Annotated in this window: 20 protein-coding genes; 5 read left to right on the top strand and 15 right to left on the bottom strand. The window is 52.7% G+C overall.

Going from position 1 to position 19,410, the window contains the following annotated elements; translation table 11 throughout:
• Window positions 1-1,250: 1,250 nt before the first annotated feature.
• Window positions 1,251-1,781, bottom strand: a complete 531-nt coding sequence (gene ssb1 / locus ACLD4K_RS12955; RefSeq protein ID WP_000168322.1) for a single-stranded DNA-binding protein SSB1 — start codon at window positions 1,779-1,781, stop codon at window positions 1,251-1,253.
• 247 nt (window positions 1,782-2,028) lie between these two features.
• Between ssb1 and uvrA the strand changes: the two genes are divergently transcribed.
• From uvrA to ACLD4K_RS12940, 3 genes are all read left to right on the top strand, one after another.
• Window positions 2,029-4,854 carry an excinuclease ABC subunit UvrA gene (gene uvrA, locus ACLD4K_RS12950; RefSeq protein WP_000357725.1) on the top strand — a complete coding sequence of 942 codons (2,826 nt, stop codon included), beginning with the start codon at window positions 2,029-2,031 and terminating at the stop codon, window positions 4,852-4,854.
• Window positions 4,855-4,985: 131 nt separating this feature from the next.
• Window positions 4,986-5,441, top strand: coding sequence for a hypothetical protein (locus tag ACLD4K_RS12945; RefSeq protein ID WP_183053038.1), 456 nt, complete (start codon window positions 4,986-4,988; stop codon window positions 5,439-5,441).
• Entirely contained in the window at window positions 5,428-5,766 is a 339-nt protein-coding gene (locus ACLD4K_RS12940) for a hypothetical protein (protein ID WP_411011978.1), read from the top strand. The genes ACLD4K_RS12945 and ACLD4K_RS12940 overlap by 14 nt, the downstream gene beginning before the upstream one ends.
• Here ACLD4K_RS12940 and ACLD4K_RS12935 read toward each other — a convergent pair whose 3' ends face one another.
• From ACLD4K_RS12935 to dnaB, 6 genes are all read right to left on the bottom strand, one after another.
• Window positions 5,767-6,123 carry an MmcQ/YjbR family DNA-binding protein gene (locus ACLD4K_RS12935; RefSeq protein WP_000155666.1) on the bottom strand — a complete coding sequence of 119 codons (357 nt, stop codon included), beginning with the start codon at window positions 6,121-6,123 and terminating at the stop codon, window positions 5,767-5,769.
• A 2-nt stretch (window positions 6,124-6,125) separates the two neighbouring features.
• Window positions 6,126-6,542 carry a secondary thiamine-phosphate synthase enzyme YjbQ gene (locus ACLD4K_RS12930; protein WP_411011977.1) on the bottom strand — a complete coding sequence of 139 codons (417 nt, stop codon included), beginning with the start codon at window positions 6,540-6,542 and terminating at the stop codon, window positions 6,126-6,128.
• A 128-nt stretch (window positions 6,543-6,670) separates the two neighbouring features.
• Complete coding sequence (aphA, locus tag ACLD4K_RS12925; RefSeq protein ID WP_000724436.1) at window positions 6,671-7,384, bottom strand: acid phosphatase AphA; 714 nt, start codon at window positions 7,382-7,384, stop codon at window positions 6,671-6,673.
• Between the two features lie 186 nt (window positions 7,385-7,570).
• Complete coding sequence (gene tyrB, locus ACLD4K_RS12920) at window positions 7,571-8,764, bottom strand: aromatic amino acid transaminase (RefSeq protein ID WP_411011976.1); 1,194 nt, start codon at window positions 8,762-8,764, stop codon at window positions 7,571-7,573.
• Between the two features lie 185 nt (window positions 8,765-8,949).
• Window positions 8,950-10,029: an alanine racemase gene (gene alr / locus ACLD4K_RS12915; RefSeq protein ID WP_001147297.1), complete on the bottom strand. Its 1,080-nt coding sequence runs from the start codon at window positions 10,027-10,029 to the stop codon at window positions 8,950-8,952.
• Window positions 10,030-10,060: 31 nt separating this feature from the next.
• The gene (gene dnaB / locus ACLD4K_RS12910) at window positions 10,061-11,476 is read right to left on the bottom strand and encodes a replicative DNA helicase (protein WP_000918353.1); all 1,416 of its coding nucleotides are present in this window, start codon (window positions 11,474-11,476) and stop codon (window positions 10,061-10,063) included.
• Window positions 11,477-11,540: 64 nt separating this feature from the next.
• Here dnaB and ACLD4K_RS12905 point away from each other — a divergent pair, with 64 nt between their 5' ends.
• Window positions 11,541-12,524: a quinone oxidoreductase gene (locus ACLD4K_RS12905; RefSeq protein WP_411011975.1), complete on the top strand. Its 984-nt coding sequence runs from the start codon at window positions 11,541-11,543 to the stop codon at window positions 12,522-12,524.
• A 174-nt stretch (window positions 12,525-12,698) separates the two neighbouring features.
• On the opposite strand, the gene pspG is transcribed toward ACLD4K_RS12905, so the two are convergent.
• From pspG to ACLD4K_RS12890, 3 genes are all read right to left on the bottom strand, one after another.
• A complete protein-coding gene (gene pspG / locus ACLD4K_RS12900) occupies window positions 12,699-12,941 on the bottom strand; it encodes an envelope stress response protein PspG (RefSeq protein ID WP_000891414.1) in 243 nt (80 codons plus the stop codon).
• A gap of 167 nt (window positions 12,942-13,108) precedes the next feature.
• Complete coding sequence (gene dusA, locus ACLD4K_RS12895) at window positions 13,109-14,107, bottom strand: tRNA dihydrouridine(20/20a) synthase DusA (RefSeq protein WP_001825318.1); 999 nt, start codon at window positions 14,105-14,107, stop codon at window positions 13,109-13,111.
• An 87-nt stretch (window positions 14,108-14,194) separates the two neighbouring features.
• Window positions 14,195-15,505 carry a conjugal transfer protein TraF gene (locus ACLD4K_RS12890; RefSeq protein WP_411011974.1) on the bottom strand — a complete coding sequence of 437 codons (1,311 nt, stop codon included), beginning with the start codon at window positions 15,503-15,505 and terminating at the stop codon, window positions 14,195-14,197.
• Window positions 15,506-15,751: 246 nt separating this feature from the next.
• Here ACLD4K_RS12890 and zur point away from each other — a divergent pair, with 246 nt between their 5' ends.
• Entirely contained in the window at window positions 15,752-16,267 is a 516-nt protein-coding gene (zur, locus tag ACLD4K_RS12885; protein ID WP_000416271.1) for a zinc uptake transcriptional repressor Zur, read from the top strand.
• 99 nt (window positions 16,268-16,366) lie between these two features.
• Here zur and ACLD4K_RS12880 read toward each other — a convergent pair whose 3' ends face one another.
• The 5 genes from ACLD4K_RS12880 to ACLD4K_RS12860 all read right to left on the bottom strand — a co-directional run bounded on the left by ACLD4K_RS12880 (window position 16,367) and on the right by ACLD4K_RS12860 (window position 19,297).
• On the bottom strand, window positions 16,367-16,576 hold the full coding sequence (locus ACLD4K_RS12880; RefSeq protein WP_001030592.1) for a CsbD family protein: 210 nt from the start codon (window positions 16,574-16,576) through the stop codon (window positions 16,367-16,369).
• 21 nt (window positions 16,577-16,597) lie between these two features.
• The gene (locus ACLD4K_RS12875) at window positions 16,598-16,711 is read right to left on the bottom strand and encodes a hypothetical protein (RefSeq protein WP_001575282.1); all 114 of its coding nucleotides are present in this window, start codon (window positions 16,709-16,711) and stop codon (window positions 16,598-16,600) included.
• Entirely contained in the window at window positions 16,708-18,033 is a 1,326-nt protein-coding gene (dinF, locus tag ACLD4K_RS12870; RefSeq protein WP_411011973.1) for an MATE family efflux transporter DinF, read from the bottom strand. Before dinF ends, ACLD4K_RS12875 begins: the two co-directional genes overlap by 4 nt.
• A 178-nt stretch (window positions 18,034-18,211) precedes the next feature.
• Window positions 18,212-18,820: a transcriptional repressor LexA gene (lexA, locus tag ACLD4K_RS12865; RefSeq protein WP_000646079.1), complete on the bottom strand. Its 609-nt coding sequence runs from the start codon at window positions 18,818-18,820 to the stop codon at window positions 18,212-18,214.
• A 108-nt stretch (window positions 18,821-18,928) separates the two neighbouring features.
• Complete coding sequence (locus tag ACLD4K_RS12860; RefSeq protein WP_000002900.1) at window positions 18,929-19,297, bottom strand: diacylglycerol kinase; 369 nt, start codon at window positions 19,295-19,297, stop codon at window positions 18,929-18,931.
• Between the last annotated feature and the right edge of the window lie 113 nt (window positions 19,298-19,410).

Here is a 19,410-nt window from a genome sequence, read left to right as displayed (position 1 = left end):
ACCGCCCTTGGCTTCCTGCTACCAATACGCTTTATATACCCTTCATACTTCAAGTTGCTTATGTGTTGGCTACGCTCGTTCACCCCAGTCACATAGTTATCTATGCTCCTGGGGACTCACTCCCTTGCCGCCTTTAAGCAACTCGAATTATTTTGGGTATAGATTTCGGTTTTCTTACATCTCGTAATCATAAAAATAAAAACAACGACGCTATTTTTATACGCCTACAACAAAGATGAGCGATTTAATTAAAACACTCTTCATTTATTTGATTAGATAGACATCAATTATTATGCTAACTATATCTTTCCAAATAATAGGTATTACATAAGATCTCAGCTCATAAATAAAAGATAGCCATCAGCAAATTAAAACCACCCGCCAATAAATAGATTTGTTAGCTAATCATTTAAACATTAAATAATTTTAAGGCCATGTTTCGTTTTAATACGCGTTATAAACATAAGTATTTAATAAATTTGCCTCCAGAGAATAAAGTGAATTTTCACAATTAAAACATAGGGTCACAGGGACTTCAATATAACTTAAGTTGTTGAAAATATAGTAAGTGGGGAGCAAAAAATCAGAATTGCGTAAAAAAACACATAAATAAAACCATTTTTTATATAAAATCAGCTATAAGTAACAATTTTATCTTCAGCGATTAAAAATAAAGCAAGGTGAACATATCATATTCGACCTCATCACAAGCTAAAACAAACATTTAATTAACTATTGATGATACCGACCATTCTCTACCGTTATTTTATAATACCTGTTAGTTGTTAAAAAATGGCTATAAATTATATATTTTGCAGATGAGATTTCTCTTTCATATTTAAGATAATCCGGGTTATTGCAGTACATTTATGAAATTCGGCTGGATAATGATGTGCAGAGGGGGGCCTGGACTGACAAGTCGGCCAGAGGTGATAAGCGACATTTTTCCGTAAGTCATTCCGTGAGATATGCGCTTCTCTTTTTTGAAAGGGATACTAAGAGCCTATCCCATTAGAGCTATTTTACTTGCCATTTTGGTCCTGGGCAGTGCTCAAAATCCTCACGTACTACGTGTACGCTCCGGTTTTTGCGCGCTGTCCGTGTCCAAACTGGCTGCGCCAATAACGCCTGGTGGGATAGGCTCTAAGACAATAATACCAGGTAAGAAAATGCCTGGTTTACACCAGGCATTTCAGCAGACGAGAGCTATAGCGAAAATGCAAATAACTCTTTCAGTTTTTTACCAAAAATCAGAACGGAATGTCGTCGTCAAAATCCATTGGCGGTTCGTTAGACGGCGCTGGCGCGGATTGCTGTGGACGTGACTGCGCACCGCCGCTGAACTGGTTACCGCCCTGCGGCTGCTGAGGTTGTTGCGGCTGACCCCAACCTCCCTGCTGCTGACCACCTGCCGGTGCGCCGCCGCCCTGGCGACCACCCAGCATCTGCATCACGCCGCCGATCTGCGGAACGTTAATTTCAGTCGTATAGCGTTCCTGGCCACTCTGATCGGTCCACTTGCGGGTACGCAATTGACCTTCGATATACACCTGAGAACCTTTACGCAGATATTCGCCGGCCACTTCCGCCAGTTTGCCGAACATCACCACCCGGTGCCATTCAGTCTGCTCTTTCATTTCGCCGGTCTGCTTATCGCGCCAGGATTCAGAAGTAGCCAGCGTTAAGTTGGCGACAGCGCCGCCACTCGGCATATAGCGTACTTCCGGGTCCTGGCCCAGATTACCAACGAGAATCACCTTGTTTACGCCTCTGCTGGCCATAATTGAGTCTCCTGAATACGTTTCATAAATAGTGTAAACGCGTGAGTGTACCATTTCCACGTAGCATTTTAATAGCTGCGATGCAGGTTCCAGTTCACTCGCGCGAACCTCATATTGTTGCATACTTTAGCTGAAGATGCCTTCCAATACTGTATATTCAAACAGGTTAAATTGTGTCATAATTAGCCGTTTCTGCCGTTTGTCCTTCAAACAAACCAGGCATCCGAGTCTCTACCGGGAAAGGTGAATGGATAAGATCGAAGTTCGGGGCGCCCGCACCCATAATCTCAAAAATATTAACCTCGTCATCCCCCGCGACAAACTGATTGTCGTGACCGGGCTTTCGGGTTCAGGCAAATCCTCACTGGCTTTCGACACTCTGTATGCCGAAGGGCAGCGTCGTTACGTTGAATCGCTCTCCGCTTACGCGCGGCAGTTTTTGTCGCTCATGGAAAAACCGGATGTCGACCATATTGAGGGGCTATCGCCCGCGATCTCAATTGAACAGAAATCGACATCTCACAACCCGCGCTCTACGGTGGGTACCATTACCGAGATTCACGACTACCTGCGCCTGCTGTTTGCCCGCGTGGGCGAGCCGCGTTGTCCGGACCATGACGTGCCGCTGGCGGCGCAAACCGTTAGCCAGATGGTCGATAACGTGCTGTCACAGCCGGAAGGCAAACGTCTGATGCTGCTGGCGCCGATTATTAAAGAGCGTAAAGGCGAACACACCAAAACGCTGGAAAATCTGGCAAGCCAGGGTTACATTCGCGCCCGTATTGACGGCGAAGTCTGCGATCTCTCCGATCCGCCGAAGCTGGAATTGCAAAAGAAACATACCATTGAGGTGGTGATCGATCGCTTCAAAGTTCGCAACGATCTTTCCCAACGCCTGGCGGAGTCGTTCGAAACAGCGCTGGAATTATCCGGCGGCACGGCGGTTGTTGCCGATATGGACGATGAGAAAGCGGAGGAACTCCTGTTCTCCGCCAATTTTGCCTGTCCGATTTGCGGCTACAGTATGCGCGAGCTGGAACCGCGTCTGTTCTCGTTCAACAACCCGGCAGGCGCCTGCCCGACCTGTGACGGGCTCGGCGTTCAGCAATATTTCGATCCGGACCGCGTGATCCAGAATCCCGACCTGTCGCTGGCAGGCGGCGCGATTCGTGGTTGGGATCGTCGCAATTTTTACTACTTTCAAATGCTCAAGTCGCTGGCGGAACACTATAAGTTCGACGTGGATGCGCCGTGGGCAAGCCTCAGCGCCAACGTACATAAAGTCGTGCTGTACGGTTCCGGCAAAGAGAATATCGAATTTAAATACATGAACGATCGCGGCGATACCTCCGTGCGCCGCCATCCGTTCGAAGGCGTGCTGCATAATATGGAGCGTCGTTATAAAGAGACGGAATCCAGCGCGGTGCGCGAAGAGCTGGCGAAATTCATCAGTAATCGCCCCTGCGCCAGCTGTGAAGGAACGCGACTGAATCGCGAAGCGCGCCATGTATTTGTGGAAAATACGCCGCTGCCTGCTATTTCCGATATGAGCATTGGCCATGCGATGGATTTTTTCACTAATCTCAAGCTTTCCGGGCAACGGGCGAAAATCGCCGAAAAAGTGCTAAAAGAGATCGGCGATCGCCTCAAGTTTCTGGTGAACGTCGGCCTGAACTATCTCACGCTCTCCCGCTCGGCAGAAACGCTTTCCGGCGGCGAAGCCCAGCGTATTCGTCTGGCGAGCCAGATAGGCGCCGGGTTAGTCGGCGTGATGTATGTGCTGGATGAACCGTCCATCGGTCTGCACCAGCGCGATAACGAACGGCTGCTGGGTACGCTGATTCATCTGCGCAATCTTGGCAATACCGTGATTGTGGTGGAACACGATGAAGACGCCATCCGCGCCGCCGACCATGTGATTGATATTGGCCCCGGCGCGGGCGTTCACGGCGGCGAGGTGGTGGCGGAAGGCCCGCTGGAAGCCATTATGGCGGTACCGGAATCGCTGACCGGCCAGTACATGAGCGGTAAACGCAAAATTGAAGTGCCGAAACAACGCGTACCGGCAAATCCAGAAAAAGTGCTCAAACTCACCGGCGCGCGCGGCAACAACCTGAAAGATGTGACCCTTACGCTACCGGTAGGGCTGTTTACCTGTATCACCGGCGTCTCAGGTTCCGGTAAATCGACGCTGATTAACGACACACTGTTCCCCATCGCCCAGCGTCAGTTAAACGGGGCGACTATCGCCGAACCGGCGCCGTATCGGGATATTCAGGGGCTGGAACATTTCGATAAAGTGATCGATATCGACCAGAGCCCGATCGGCCGTACCCCGCGCTCCAACCCGGCGACCTATACGGGCGTCTTTACCCCGGTTCGCGAGCTTTTTGCTGGCGTGCCGGAGTCTCGCTCGCGCGGCTATACGCCAGGGCGATTCAGCTTCAACGTGCGCGGCGGTCGCTGCGAAGCGTGCCAGGGCGATGGCGTCATTAAAGTCGAAATGCACTTTCTGCCGGATATTTACGTGCCGTGCGACCAGTGCAAAGGCAAGCGCTATAACCGGGAAACGCTGGAGATTAAGTACAAAGGCAAGACCATCCACGAAGTGCTGGATATGACCATTGAAGAAGCGCGTGAGTTCTTTGATGCGGTTCCGGCGCTGGCGCGTAAGCTGCAGACGCTGATGGACGTGGGGCTGACCTATATTCGTCTTGGTCAGTCGGCGACGACGCTTTCCGGCGGCGAGGCCCAGCGCGTGAAGCTGGCGCGCGAACTGTCGAAGCGCGGTACCGGGCAGACGCTGTATATTCTCGACGAGCCGACCACCGGCCTGCACTTTGCCGATATTCAGCAGTTGCTTGACGTTCTGCATCAGTTGCGCGATCAGGGCAACACCATCGTGGTGATCGAACACAACCTGGACGTCATTAAAACGGCGGACTGGATTGTCGACCTCGGCCCGGAAGGCGGCAGCGGCGGCGGCGAAATTCTCGTCTCCGGTACGCCGGAAACCGTGGCGGAGTGCGAGGCGTCGCATACCGCCCGCTTCCTTAAACCTATGCTCAAATAACCTTCACGCCGCTTTCCGATTCGCCGGGAAGCGGCATCATTTTTCCTCACCCCACCTCATTATATCCGTGTTGAGCATTTGTGATTTGCGTGCCGCCTCGCTCTGACATGTGATAGCGCAAACGGTCTGTTATGGAAAACACCATGAAGTTGCCCTACGCAATCACACTACTGCTGTGCCTGTTTTTATCCGCCTGTACGCTGCCTGACCACTTTAGCGCCGTGGCTTTTCAACAACTGACGCTATTACAAGCGCGCTCAACCCACTTCCTGCAGGACGCGGCGCGAATACCGTGGCCAAAAGAGACACTGCTCAAGGATGACCGCGATATCCGCCAGACATTTTTTCAGGCTGAGCGGGTCGCCCGTCAAGGTGGGGATAAACACCGACTCGATAATCTGGCGCTGCTGAAAAATCACTATTTGCGTCTTTATGCGCGGGTTATGCAACGTAAGCAACCACTTACTTACATCCAGGCTGAGAGATACCAACAGCAAAATAATCAGGTCTGGAAATTAGCCATACAGGGTGAGTGTCTGCATTGGGGCGCTCGCTGCACTCAGGGAGATGAAAATGGCGTCTATTAACGAAATACATAACCTGCTTACCACCACCCGGTCCGAACATCCTGTAGTTTCCTCGGCGATTGCCGAGTTTATCCAGGCGTATAAGCAGGCAAGAGAAGACAGCGACGACGGTATCCGCGAGTCCGCCGCGTTTATCGCCCGCGCGCTTCAGGAACATGCTCGCGGCTGGCTGGACGACGACGATATGATTATTCTGCTGGAAGGACAGCGGGACCTCGCCAGGCTACGCGCCAATAATGCGCAAATCGCCCTCGGCAGCCGTATCCGGTCTACGGTCATCCGCCTCATTGATATCGCCCTGGCGTTGTTGGTCGGCGCGCTATAATCAGGACTGCGGCAACTGCTTGCGTTTATCTTCCGACAGCGCATTTACCGCCTGTTGATAAGAGGCATCGACCAGATAATAGAGTTGTGAATCCGGCAGCGATCCGTCCAGATAGACCGTGCTCCAGTGCGCTTTATTAAGGTGCCGACTCGGTCGTACATCGCTGTGCTGCTGACGTAACAATTCTGCCAGTTCCGGGCTGGTTTTGAGAGAGGCTGCCGGGCGTCCTTCAACTTCTTTTACCATCGCGAAAAGTACATCTTCCACTTTAATTTGCGTCGCTTTCCAGTCGCTGTGGACGCTCTGCTCTGCGCCAGGTTTTGCCATGCAGTATTGCAGTAATTCCGAAATGGTCATTATCATTCCCCTTGTAGTGTCGCGATGATTTTACGTGGACCGCCTTGAATACGGTGCTCTCCCAACCAGATACCTTGCCATGTTCCTAACTGTAAACGCCCCTGGCGTACAGGCAGCAGCAACGAGACGCCCAATACTGACGACTTAATATGCGAAGGCATGTCATCCGCGCCTTCGTAATCATGTTCATACGCCGCATTATCGGGAACGGTTTTCAGGAAATGGCGCTCCATATCAGCGCGCACGGTGGGATCGCAGTTTTCGTTTAGCGTCAGCGAGGCCGAGGTGTGTAGCAACAACAGATGCAGCAAACCCGTTTCGACAGGCGGTAAGCCAGACAATTTATCGATAATTTCATCTGTTATCAGATGAAACCCGCGCGGCTTCTCGCTCAGTGTAATGGTGCGCTGATACCACATAGGCTGCTCCTTCCTAAAAACAAACGTCTCCTGAATAGTGTGCAGCAAGTCCGGAAAAGGTAAAAGCTGGCGGGGCAAGTTTGTGCAAAAATCATGCAAAAAAGGAGAGCCTGTCGCTCTCCTGATTTTTAGTACTCCGAGTTGACAATGACTTCCTCGCCAAACGCTCCTGCCTGCGGCAGCGGTTTGTAGGTGGAGTTAGCCGCGCGCAGGATGCGAATACCGCGGATACCACAATCACGGGCCGCGGTAATATCGTTATCCGAATCGCCGTAGAAGATACGCATGTTCTTCTCCTGCAGCCACTGAACTTTCGTATTTTGTCCCGGTTTATCGCCGGCGAAAATCACCGGATTCATATTCGCCGCCGGAATATGGAAGTTATCCGCCAGCGTTTTCGACACGGTTTCCGTTTTCGTCTGACTACGACCAGTGACAAAGTAAATACTGTCGCCACGACGAACATGCATATCAATGAGCTGTCGGGCCACTTCTTTTGGAATACTGAACTCATCCCAGCCGTTGTTCATTTTTTCCCAAAAGGCCGGATTTTTCAGATAATCGTCGCTGTCCGGGGAGTAGGTTTTCTTTCCGCGCCAGAATCCGGGGCTGGAAAATAACACGGTGTCGTCAATATCAAAGCCGACCGCCATCGGCGGGCGTCCGGTGAGGCTGTTTTCAATCTGGGCGACAGAGACCCAATGGACAGGCGCTTGTTCCGCGAGTTTTGCAACATTAGTGCCCGGATTGAGCGTCGAAGGGGAAGATACTAACGCATTCGCGGAATGGTTTAGCGTAAACAACAAACAGACGGCACTCAGCGCCAGGGTTATTTTTTTCATACTTTTCCCTTAAAATTCAAAATATTATAATTATCAAGATGAGTCTTTGCTCAAAAAACTATCTGACCATAACGCCAGTAACGGTCAAAAGGAAGGATTATCTGCGGTTTTGTTACGAAAAAAGAGGATGATCACAACAGCTATTGTCAGGCCGGAGAGCATTGTTATCGCCGTCCGGCCTGAACATTACATGACAGCGGCAAATGCCTTCGCCACGCGGTGTACATTTGAAGCATTAAGCCCGGCGACACACATGCGGCCACTGGCAATCAGGTAAACGCCAAACTCATCGTGCAACCGCTCGACCTGCTCCTCGCTTAACCCGGTATAGCTGAACATACCGCGCTGCTGTAACAAGTAATCGAAGTTGCGGTCAGGCATCTCCGCCTTCAGCTCCTTCACCAGCGTCTGCCGCATCGATATAATGCGGTTACGCATCGCGTCGACTTCCGCCAGCCAGCTCGCTTTTAACGCCTCATCGCCCAGGACCGTAGCGACCACCTGAGCGCCGAAACACGGCGGACTGGAGTAAATTCGGCGCACCGTCGCTTTTAGCTGTCCCAGAACCCGCTCGGCGATTTCGGCATCTTCACACACCACGGACAGGCCGCCGACGCGCTCGCCGTACAGCGAGAAAATCTTCGAAAAAGAATTACTGACTAACGCAGGTAACCCGGCGCTGGCAATGGCGCGAATAGCGTAAGCATCCTCGTCCATGCCTGCGCCAAACCCCTGATAGGCAATATCAAGGAACGGAATCAGATCGCGCGCTTTCACTATCTCAATCACCGCATCCCATTGCGAAGGCGTTAAATCCGCCCCGGTCGGGTTGTGACAACAGGGGTGCAGCAGCACGATACTGCGCGCAGGTAACGTATTCAGCGTAGCCAGCAGATCGTTAAAACGGATGCCGTTAGTCGCGTCGTCATACCAGGGGTAAGTACTCACTTCGAATCCTGCCCCGGCAAATATCGCAATATGGTTTTCCCAGGTAGGGTCACTCACCCATACGCCTGCGTCGGGGAAATAACGCTTCAGGAAATCCGCGCCCACTTTCAGCGCGCCGGAACCGCCTAATGTCTGGATAGTAGCCACGCGCTGTTGCTGAAGAACCGGGTGATCGGCGCCAAAGAGCAAAGGCGCGATAGTATGGCGATAAGTATTGAGTCCTTCCATCGGCAGGTACAGCGAAGCGCCATGCGGCTGCGCGTTAAGCCGGGCTTCGGCTTCGGCCACCGTTTTAAGCTGTGGGATAATCCCGTCTTCGTTGTAATACAGGCCAATGCTCAGATTTACTTTGTCGTGACGGGAGTCGTCTTTAAAACGCTCCATCAGTGAAAGAATCGGATCGCCGGCATAGGCGTCAACTTTTTGAAACACGCGATGGTTCTCCAGGTTTACAGAGGGCAGGAAATAACACAATAAACCGGAAGGACGAGAAGATCGAGAGGATGTTGTGGTGGATGCGCATATTACCGGATGGCGGCGTGAACGTCTTATCCGGCCTACAGTCAATGCGCGATACAAGCCGGATAAGCGCAAGCACCACCCGGCCCGCCGCGTATTTAATCAATATACTTCATCGCCACCCTTGAGGTCAGGCGCGTGATAAGTTCGTAAGCACTTACTTTTGTCATTTCAGCGATACGTTCAACCGGCAGACCTTCACCCCATAAAACCACCGGATCGCCCGCGTTATCCTGCGCGTTTGGCCCCAAATCCACGCAAATCATATCCATCGCCACCCGCCCGACAATCGGGACTTCACGACCATTGACCAGTACTGGCGTACCGGAAGGCGCCGCTCGTGGGTAGCCATCGCCATACCCCATCGCCACCACGCCCAGGCGCGTGTCGCGCTCACTCACCCATGTCCCGCCGTAGCCCACCGGTTCGCCCGCTTTGTGGTCACGTACCGCGATCAAACTGGAGGTTAAGGACATCACCGGCTGAAAACCAAAATCCGGCCCCCAGGGTTTGTGCTCCAGCGGCGATACGCCATACAAAATGATGCCCGGACGCGCCCAGTCAAAGTGAGACTGCGGCCACAGCAGAATACCGCCAGACGCGGCAATAGAGCGCTGACCGGGTTTACCCTGACAGAAGGCATTAAAAATGTCGAGCTGATGTTCGGTAGCGCCGCATTCCGGCTCATCCGCACGGGCAAAATGGCTGACGATATTCACCGGCTGGCGTACATTTTTACAGTGCGTCAGACGCTGGTAGAACGCCTCCGCCTCTTCGGGACGCACGCCGAGACGATGCATACCGGTATCCAGTTTCATCCAGACCGTTACCGGCTCCGCCAGCTCCACCGCCTCCAGGGCGGCAAGCTGCTCTTGATTATGTACGGCGGTATGCAGACATTGCGCGGAAATGGTCGGCAGATCGGCGGCGTCGAAAAAACCCTCCAGCAGCAGGATAGGCTGCGTGATCCCGCCCGCTCGCAGACGTAGAGCCTCTTCAAGACGCGCCACGCCAAAAGCGTCAGCATCAGGGAGCGTTCGCGCGGTCTCCAGAAGACCGTGTCCATAAGCGTTCGCTTTCACCACCGCAACCAGCTTACTGGCAGGCGCCAGTTCACGCAGACGTTGCAGGTTGTGTCGCAGAGCGCGGCGGTTAATGACGACTGTTGCCGCTTGCATTTGAATTCCTTGTTAAAAGAATGACGGAGAGTTACTCATCATCGTATTGCGGTCCCGCATAGTTATCGAAGCGCGACCACTGACCATTGAACGTCAGACGAACCGTACCGATAGGACCGTTACGCTGCTTACCAATAATAATTTCAGCAATGCCTTTTAAGTCGCTGTTCTCGTGATAAACCTCATCACGGTAGATAAACATAATTAAGTCGGCATCCTGTTCAATAGAGCCGGATTCACGCAGGTCGGAGTTCACCGGACGTTTGTCCGCGCGTTGTTCCAGAGAGCGGTTAAGCTGCGATAACGCCACGACCGGCACCTGAAGTTCCTTCGCCAGCGCTTTCAACGAGCGAGAAATTTCGGCGATTTCCAGAGTACGGTTATCAGAAAGCGACGGCACGCGCATCAATTGCAGGTAGTCGATCATAATCAGACTTAACCCGCCATGTTCGCGGAAAATACGCCGCGCGCGCGAACGGACTTCTGTCGGCGTAAGACCTGAGGAGTCGTCAATATACATATTGCGTTTCTCCAGCAGAATGCCCATCGTGCCGGAGATTCGCGCCCAGTCCTCATCATCGAGTTGACCGGTACGAATACGTGTCTGATCGACGCGGGACAGCGAGGCCAGCATACGCATCATGATCTGTTCGCCGGGCATCTCCAGGCTGAAGATCAGTACCGGTTTATCCTGCAACATCGCCGCATTTTCGCAGAGGTTCATCGCAAAAGTGGTTTTACCCATGGAGGGACGCGCCGCGACGATAATCAAATCCGAACGCTGTAACCCTGCCGTCTTTTTATTGAGATCCTGATAGCCGGTATCCACGCCTGTAACGCCATCGTGCGGTTGCTGGAACAACTGCTCAATACGCGCCACGGTAGCGTCGAGAATCTGGTCGATGCTTTTCGGACCTTCGTCTTTGTTGGCCCGGTTTTCCGCGATCTGGAAGACGCGCGACTCCGCCAGATCCAGCAGTTCGTCGCTATTGCGCCCCTGTGGATCGTAACCGGCGTCCGCAATTTCATGCGCCACCGCGATCATATCGCGGACCACGGCGCGTTCGCGCACAATGTCCGCATAAGCACTGATATTCGCCGCGCTTGGCGTGTTTTTAGACAACTCCGCCAGATAGGCGAAACCGCCGACGCTGTCCAGTTGGCCCTGCCGCTCCAGCGATTCCGCGAGCGTAATCAAGTCGATAGGACTGCCGCTTTCCTGCAAGCGCCCCATCTCCGTAAAGATATGGCGATGCGGGCGGGTATAGAAATCTTCCGCCACCACGCGCTCGGCCACATCGTCCCAGCGCTCGTTATCCAGCATTAAACCGCCCAACACCGACTGTTCCGCTTCAATCGAGTGCGGCGGCACTTTTATCCCGGCAACCTGCGGATCGCGGTCGCGGGCATCAGTCTGTGGTTTGTTGAAGGGTTTATTTCCTGCCATAGTGAATGGAGTTACCGAGATAGTGATTGGGTCGAAAGATTACCACATTTCTTTTGGAGGAAGCATGGCAACGCGTATTGAATTTCACAAGCATGGTGGTCCGGAAGTGCTTCAGACCGTGGAGTTTACGCCAACGGAACCGGCGGAACACGAAATCCAGGTTGAGAACAAAGCCATTGGTATCAACTTCATCGACACCTATATCCGTAGCGGACTCTATCCGCCCCCGTCGTTGCCTGCGGGCCTGGGAACCGAAGCTGCGGGTGTGGTCAGTAAAGTCGGCAACAGCGTGGAGCACATTCGCGTGGGCGATCGCGTCGTCTACGCGCAGTCAACGCTCGGCGCTTACAGTTCTGTCCATAACGTCCCCGCAGATAAAGCCGCGATTTTACCTGACGCCATTTCCTTCGAACAGGCGGCAGCCTCTTTTCTCAAGGGGTTGACCGTTTTTTACCTGTTGCGCAAAACCTATGAAGTGAAACCCGACGAACCCTTCCTGTTTCATGCCGCTGCGGGCGGCGTCGGTCTGATCGCCTGCCAATGGGCGAAAGCGCTGGGCGCGAAGCTTATCGGTACCGTCGGTAGCGCGCAAAAAGCGCAGCGGGCGCTGGACGCCGGTGCCTGGCAGGTAATTAATTACCGTGAGGAGAGCATTGTCGAACGGGTAAAAGAGATCACCGGCGGCAAAAAAGTCCGCGTGGTCTATGACTCCGTGGGGAAAGATACCTGGGAAGCCTCACTGGACTGCCTGCAACGTCGGGGACTGATGGTCAGTTTCGGCAATGCGTCCGGCCCCGTCACTGGCGTGAATTTAGGTATTCTGAATCAGAAAGGTTCCCTGTATGCCACGCGACCTTCACTACAGGGGTATATTACGACGCGTGAAGAACTGACCGAAGCCAGCAATGAATTGTTCTCATTGATCGCCAGCGGCGTGATTAAAGTCGATGTGGCTGAAAATCAACGCTATGCGTTAAAAGATGTCCGTCGCGCGCATGAGGTGCTGGAAAGCCGGGCCACACAGGGCTCAAGCCTGCTGATTCCGTAATAGCTCTGCAAAGAAATTGGGCTTCCACCCGGGAAGCCCTTTCTTTTTTTGTTCGGCTGTATGTAGGGTACAGCGCGATGAATTCGTTACCTGCGCAATCATGACAGATTTAATAATCGATTCCTATTTGCCTGTGAGGGCAAAGTTCCAGGTTGTGACGAACCGCTCAATACCTTAGTAAAACCGACGGTTATTGCGCTGATACTGTGGGATTTTTGGCGTTTTTACTGCTTTGATCACCCACACCACAGCCACCGCCAGCAGTAGCCACGGTAACAGTTTGATCATCAGGGCGAACATTCCGCCCAGGAACATGACGGCAGTCGCTACAACCAGCGCGGCCAGAATGCCCAGCAAGGAGACGCCCGTCACCATTAACATCAGAAAAAAGCCAAGCACAAAAAGTAGTTCCAGCATAGTCGTTCCCCATAAAGATGGCATTGCCCGGCGGCACGACGCTTACCGGGTCTGGTCAGGTAAGCTATTACAAAAATCATGCCAATATTTATGTTTTTGATATATAAAGAAAACGCCCTGCAAGACTGCACAGAGCGTGGTGAGATTGACTAATTTTTGGCGAACTTTTAACGCTTGTCTGCCACCAGTTTTAGCGCCTGCTCCAGTACAGCAACATCCGCGCCAGCTTTATGGGCGTTTTCGCTCAGATAGCGACGCCACTGTCGCGCGCCGGGGATGCCCTGGAACAACCCCAGCATATGGCGAGTGATATGCCCCAGATACGCTCCCTGGCTCAATTCACGCTCAATATAGGGATACATTGCGCGAACCACCGCAACCGGGTCGGCATCGGTGGTATCGGCGCCAAAGATCTCCCGATCCACCGCGGCCAGTATACCCGGATTCTGATAAGCTTCGCGGCCAACCATGACGCCATCCATATGGCGCAGGTGCTCCTTCGCCTCTTCCAGAGATTTGATGCCGCCGTTAATGGACATGGTCAGGTGCGGAAAATCCCGCTTTAGCTGATAGACGCGCGGGTAATCCAGCGGCGGGATCTCACGATTTTCTTTCGGGCTTAAGCCAGAAAGCCAGGCTTTGCGCGCATGGATAATAAACATCTCGCATTCGCCCTGACCGGAAACCGTATTAATGAAATCACACAGGAACGCATAACTGTCCTGATCGTCAATACCAATGCGGGTTTTTACCGTCACCGGAATCGAGACGACATCACGCATGGCTTTAACACAATCGGCGACCAGTTGCGCATTGCCCATCAAACAGGCGCCAAACATACCATTTTGCACGCGATCGGAAGGGCACCCCACGTTGAGGTTAATTTCATCGTAGCCACGCGCTTCCGCCAGCTTTGCACAATGCGCAAGCTGAGCCGGATCGCTTCCACCAAGCTGTAGAGCGACCGGATGCTCTTCTTCGCTGTAAGCCAGATAGTCACCCTTACCGTGAATAATCGCGCCCGTGGTCACCATTTCGGTGTAGAGCAGCGTCTGGCGAGACAGCAAACGCAGGAAATAGCGGCAATGTCTGTCCGTCCAGTCGAGCATAGGCGCGATGGAGAAGCGATAAGCAGGAAAAGCGGAGGACTGGGTTTCAGGCTGCATGACGAATAAATAAGCATCCGGTTAAAAAAGGGGCGTTACTATAGCATAACGCTAAACCGGAGGCGTAGCGCCTCCGGTGAAAGCACCTCAGAATGTCATTGTAAGCTGCGCGCCTGCCCCCCAGGTTTCATCTTCGCCGTACAGTCCCATTAAATCGAGATGCACACGGTTAAAGGGCGCAAAGCCAAGACCGCCGGTAACCACATTGCTATCGTTATTTTTCACATCCGCACGATACCCTGCGCGCACCGCCAGCCATGACAACGGTCGAACTTCAGCGCCGACACCCACGTACTGTGAATTGTCTTCGCTCTTAAAGCCTTTCGTTTCCGTCAGATCGCCATCGGCACTTACGGTCAGCAAATCGTTATGCCATGCGACGCCCGCGGTAACCAGGGGGCGGATTTGGTATGTATCTTTGTAGTTGGTGGTTTCTCCCGTCATACCATTAGTGATGTAAATATCTTTCGTATCGATATCGCGAGATACCAGATTTTGCCCGCTCAGCCCCAGCGTCCAGTTTTCACCGATATCGGCAGCAAGCCCCGCATCAATGTTAAAACCCGTATCATCATTGCGATAACGGCTGCTATTCCAGTCGCTACTGTCGTAGTTATAAATTGAGGTGGTGTAGTTATAGAGCCAGGTTTTTTGCAGTTTTGGTGTAACGCCAATGGAAACAGGCACCTCGCCCACCACAAACTGCTTCGCCAGCGCAATACCGTAGTCAGACACAATCGCTACCCGCCCCGACGCGGTAGAGTTTAAATGCTTTGTAATTTCGTCAGACCCCAGCAAAGCAGCGCGTCCTGCTTCACGAAGCGCGACACGTTCATCATGCTGGATATCACGCAGATACTGAATATCGTTCTGATCAATGGACGAACTCACGCGCCCATGCGCATAACCTTTGGCGATAAACGCCACGGAAAGCGTTTGCCCTGGAATACTTACCGCCAACCCGGCGCCGGCATTGGCGCGGGCGGTTTTTCCGTTGAGATATTCCAGCTCATCGGCCAGGTCGCGCGCGGCGCCCTGAAATTGATTCAGCACGCCTCGCGGATTGAGCACAATTTGCCCCAGCGTAAGGTTATCGACGACCTCATCGTAGTAATCCACTTTATCGCTGATATCGTCAATTTCATCCTGGAGATTGTCTTTATCCGTAATCTGGACGCCGACCGCAGGAAGGACAACAGTGATATTGTCTTCCGGTTTGGCTTTTGCCAGTAACGCCGGATTTAATAGTACTCCGCTGCCATAATTCGCGGACGCAACGCCCGTCCCGCCCATTGCGTCATTACGCGCTTCCGTCCAGGTATTGGCGGCGCTCGCCTGCTTTGCCATAAAAAGCGAGACCGCGATAGCAATCAGTGAAAGTTTGACGTTTTTGTTCACAGTTAGCCCATCTTATTATCAGGTGAAGTAATCCCTCCGCCACGCTTTACCGGACAGAGGCGAACTATTGCTGTGAAATAGTGATGTTAAATCCTGTTGTTATAATATCGACCCTCATTAGGTATAGATGAGAATACTGGCGCGGAAAAGCTTAGCAGGCGATATCTTGTCACGGGGTAATTTCAGAGTTTTAAGCAGCTCGTGGTAAAGTAACGGATTAGACTTTCATGCCATTCGAGGTGCTACATGGAAAAGACCACAACGCAAGAGTTACTGGCGCAAGCTGAAAAACTCTGCGCGCAGCGCAACGTGCGCCTGACGCCTCAGCGCCTCGAAGTGCTGCGCCTGATGAGTCTGCAACAGGGTGCCATCAGCGCATACGATTTGCTCGATTTGCTGCGCGAAACGGAACCACAGGCCAAACCGCCCACCATCTACCGCGCGCTGGATTTTTTGCTCGAACAGGGTTTTGTCCATAAAGTGGAATCCACCAATAGTTACGTGGTTTGCCACCTGTTCGACCAGCCAACGCACAGCTCGGCCATGTTTATCTGCGATCGTTGCGGCGTGGTGAAGGAAGAGTGTGCCGAGGGCGTGGAAGACATCATGCATACGCTGGCGGCTAAAATGGGCTTTGCGCTACGACATAACGTTATTGAGGCGCACGGTCTGTGCCCTGCGTGCGTAGAAGTGGAAGCGTGTCGCCATCCGGGCGACTGTGGTCACGATCACTCGGTGCTGGTGAAGAAAAAACCGCGTTAGCCTGAACGGAAAAACGGGCGGCAGTAGAGAGGAGCACGCCCGCATTCATAAGCAAACAGTGGGAAGCACATCCATGTACTCCTGGTAGGGGAAAACGTATTACCAGCGATAGTTGTTACGGGTTTCCCAGTCAACAACCTCTTTTTCCGCCTGATCTTTCTGGTAACCGTAACGCTCCTGGATTTTACCTACCAGTTGGTCGCGTTTACCTTCGATAACGGTCATATCGTCATCGGTCAGTTTGCCCCATTGTTCTTTCATTTTACCTTTAAACTGTTTCCAGTTACCGCCGGCTTCGTCTTTATTCATCATCTTGTCCTCATCATTCGGTTAGGAATAGCAGGTGTTATTCGCCCAAATGCACTGCAATTTCTGCTGGACGTGATAATAATTGTAGGCAGGAATTCGGCCTTCGGTTTTATATTCAGAATTTTTAACCGTCACGATCTGGCAAACCATGTACCCTCGCGCCAGTGACGACGCCAGATAAGGCTCAACGACAGACCGCGAAGCGCCAGGAACACGGTTAATGCCAGCCATAAACCATGATTTCCTAATACCGGCAGGGCGAAGAGCGTCAGCGCGAATCCTCCCGCGGCGACTGCCATGCTATTGCGCATTTCGGCAGCGCGCGTCGCGCCAATAAACATACCGTCGAGCAGATAGCACCATACGCCCACCAGCGGTAATACCACCTGCCAGATAAGATACCGATCCGCCAGTAGCTGTATTTGCGGCAATGAGGTCAGTAACGCGACAATATGTTCGCCTGCCAGGGCATAGACTGTGGAAAACAACAAGGCCACAATTCCCGACTGACGACACGCCGCTCGCCAGACGTCCAGTAGCTTGCTACCGTCACGCGCGCCGTAAGCCTGACCGGAGTGCGCCTCCACCGCATAAGCAAAACCGTCCAGCGCATAGGCCGTAAAGGTGAGTAAGGTCATCAGGACTGCATTTACCGCGATAATATCGCTGCCCAGCCGCGCGCCTGACACCGTGATTGCGCCAAAACAAAGCTGAAGGAGCAATGAGCGCAGCATGATATCGCGATTGAGCGCCAAAAGGAGGCGCACGTTGCCGCGCCAGGCCTGTTTTAGCATATCCAGCGACACACCGCGGAGATGGAGAACTTTACGTACCATCATGAGGCCGATCAGTAACGTGGCATATTCTGCGATGACCGTCGCCAGGGCGGCGCCCTGCACGTTCATATGAAGTCCCATCACCAGCCACAGGTCGAGCGCGATGTTGAGGATATTGCCCACGACCAACAAGATAACCGGCGCCCGCGCATACTGAACGCCTAACAGCCAACCGAGCAGCACCAGATTCGCCAGTGACGCGGGAGCGCTTAGCCAACGAATTTCAAGGAAGCGTCTCGCCTGCACCAGGACAGCGTCGTTCCCGCCGACAATATGTAAAGCCAGCTCGATAAGCGGCGTGCGAAATAGCACAATCATCACGCCAGCGCCCAGCGCCAGTAATAACGGTTGAATGAGCGCCCGGGCTAACGCCTGTGGATTTTTGGCGCCAAATGCCTGCGCCGTTAGTCCGGTGGTGCTCATACGTAGAAATAGCAGCAGCATGAAAAGAAAGCTGGTGGCAGTCGCGCCCACCGCCACGCCGCCCAGGAAAACCGGGCTGTCCAGATGACCAATCACCGCCGTATCGACCAGCCCCAGTAAGGGGACGGTGATGTTAGAAAAAATCATCGGCAGCGCGAGACGCCAGAGAGCTTTATCAGAGGAGGTAAAAAGCGGCATGGAGAAAAGCCTGACAAGGAGTTAAACGAAACGAGCGCATTGCCGGATGGCGACGTAACGCCTTATCCGGCCTACAAATTAATCATCTCAGGAACTGCATTCCCGTAGGCCTGATAAGCGTAGCGCCATCAGGCTGCACGATTGCCGGATGACGGCTTACAAGGAGATTAAAAAGAGATTACAACCATTCCCCGTTGCGAATGACGCCTACCGCCAGCCCTTCAATCGTAAAGCTTTGTTCGCGCAGATCCACCACTATCGGTGTAAACTCGCTGTTTTCCGGCAGCAGCTCCACTTTATTGCCCTGCTTTTTCAGGCGCTTTACTGTCACTTCATCGTCAATGCGAGCGACAACCACCTGGCCATTACGGACGTCCTGCGTTTTATGTACCGCCAGCAAATCCCCATCCATAATACCGATGTCTTTCATCGACATACCGCTCACGCGCAGCAGGAAATCGGCGCTGGGTTTGAACAGTGAAGGATCGACCTGGTAATGGCCTTCAATATGCTGCTGCGCCAGAAGCGGTTCACCCGCCGCGACACGCCCGACAAGCGGTAATCCGTCCTCTTCTTCCTGTAACAGACGGATACCTCGCGATGCGCCGGAAACGATTTCAAGCACCCCTTTGCGCGCCAGCGCTTTAAGGTGTTCTTCCGCCGCGTTTGGGGAACGGAACCCCAAACGCTGCGCGATTTCCGCACGCGTCGGTGGCATACCTGTCTGGCTGATGTGATCCCGGATGAGATCAAACACCTCTTGTTGCCTGGCCGTTAACGCTTTCATTCCGCCCCCTGGGTGTATATACAGTCATGCTGTGAGTATATACAGTTAAAGGTGATTTTGGAACCACAAACGGCGCAAAAAACAAGAGATTTATAAAATTTGGAACCTTTATCGAAAATGTGACCATAACAGGATGCCCCAGGTCATCAGGGCAACGAAAATAGACAGTAGCACCGCAGCCGATCCCATATCTTTCGCACGGCCGGAAAGCTCATGGTATTCAGAACCGATGCGGTCCACGACCGCTTCAATAGCGCTGTTGAGGATTTCAACAATCATGATAAGTAAAACGGAACCTATCAATAACACACGGGTAATCGCATCCACATCCAGCCAGCAGGCGATGATGACGCCCAGCAATACCGCGATACTTTCCTGGCGAAACGCCGCTTCGTGAGTCCATGCGGCGCGAAATCCTTTCCAGGAATATCCTGCCGCTTTGATAATTCTGGTGAATCCAGTGGTATTATTGGCCATCAAAAGAACCTTTTTACATTATTAACGTCAATGACATTATACGGTTGCCCTACACGATTCGGACTGCCGTAACGCAGCGCGAAGTATGACGGGATACAACAGAAATTCGCTAA

The sequence above is a fragment of the Salmonella sp. 741265055_HSA genome, from assembly GCF_046569525.1.
Classification (GTDB): domain Bacteria; phylum Pseudomonadota; class Gammaproteobacteria; order Enterobacterales; family Enterobacteriaceae; genus Salmonella; species Salmonella enterica.
This window is presented reverse-complemented; position numbering and strand designations above follow the sequence as displayed.

Bases quoted from the DNA above. Each gene is read 5' to 3' on its own strand.
- ssb1 (WP_000168322.1), bottom strand. From the start codon at position 1,781: ATGGCCAGCAGAGGCGTAAACAAGGTGATTCTCGTTGGTAATCTGGGC.
- uvrA (WP_000357725.1), top strand. From the start codon at position 2,029: ATGGATAAGATCGAAGTTCGGGGCGCCCGCACCCATAATCTCAAAAAT.
- ACLD4K_RS12945 (WP_183053038.1), top strand. From the start codon at position 4,986: ATGGAAAACACCATGAAGTTGCCCTACGCAATCACACTACTGCTGTGC.
- ACLD4K_RS12940 (WP_411011978.1), top strand. From the start codon at position 5,428: ATGGCGTCTATTAACGAAATACATAACCTGCTTACCACCACCCGGTCC.
- ACLD4K_RS12935 (WP_000155666.1), bottom strand. From the start codon at position 6,123: ATGACCATTTCGGAATTACTGCAATACTGCATGGCAAAACCTGGCGCA.
- ACLD4K_RS12930 (WP_411011977.1), bottom strand. From the start codon at position 6,542: ATGTGGTATCAGCGCACCATTACACTGAGCGAGAAGCCGCGCGGGTTT.
- aphA (WP_000724436.1), bottom strand. From the start codon at position 7,384: ATGAAAAAAATAACCCTGGCGCTGAGTGCCGTCTGTTTGTTGTTTACG.
- alr (WP_001147297.1), bottom strand. From the start codon at position 10,029: ATGCAAGCGGCAACAGTCGTCATTAACCGCCGCGCTCTGCGACACAAC.
- dnaB (WP_000918353.1), bottom strand. From the start codon at position 11,476: ATGGCAGGAAATAAACCCTTCAACAAACCACAGACTGATGCCCGCGAC.
- ACLD4K_RS12905 (WP_411011975.1), top strand. From the start codon at position 11,541: ATGGCAACGCGTATTGAATTTCACAAGCATGGTGGTCCGGAAGTGCTT.
- pspG (WP_000891414.1), bottom strand. From the start codon at position 12,941: ATGCTGGAACTACTTTTTGTGCTTGGCTTTTTTCTGATGTTAATGGTG.
- dusA (WP_001825318.1), bottom strand. From the start codon at position 14,107: ATGCAGCCTGAAACCCAGTCCTCCGCTTTTCCTGCTTATCGCTTCTCC.
- zur (WP_000416271.1), top strand. From the start codon at position 15,752: ATGGAAAAGACCACAACGCAAGAGTTACTGGCGCAAGCTGAAAAACTC.
- ACLD4K_RS12880 (WP_001030592.1), bottom strand. From the start codon at position 16,576: ATGAATAAAGACGAAGCCGGCGGTAACTGGAAACAGTTTAAAGGTAAA.
- dinF (WP_411011973.1), bottom strand. From the start codon at position 18,033: ATGCCGCTTTTTACCTCCTCTGATAAAGCTCTCTGGCGTCTCGCGCTG.
- lexA (WP_000646079.1), bottom strand. From the start codon at position 18,820: ATGAAAGCGTTAACGGCCAGGCAACAAGAGGTGTTTGATCTCATCCGG.
- ACLD4K_RS12860 (WP_000002900.1), bottom strand. From the start codon at position 19,297: ATGGCCAATAATACCACTGGATTCACCAGAATTATCAAAGCGGCAGGA.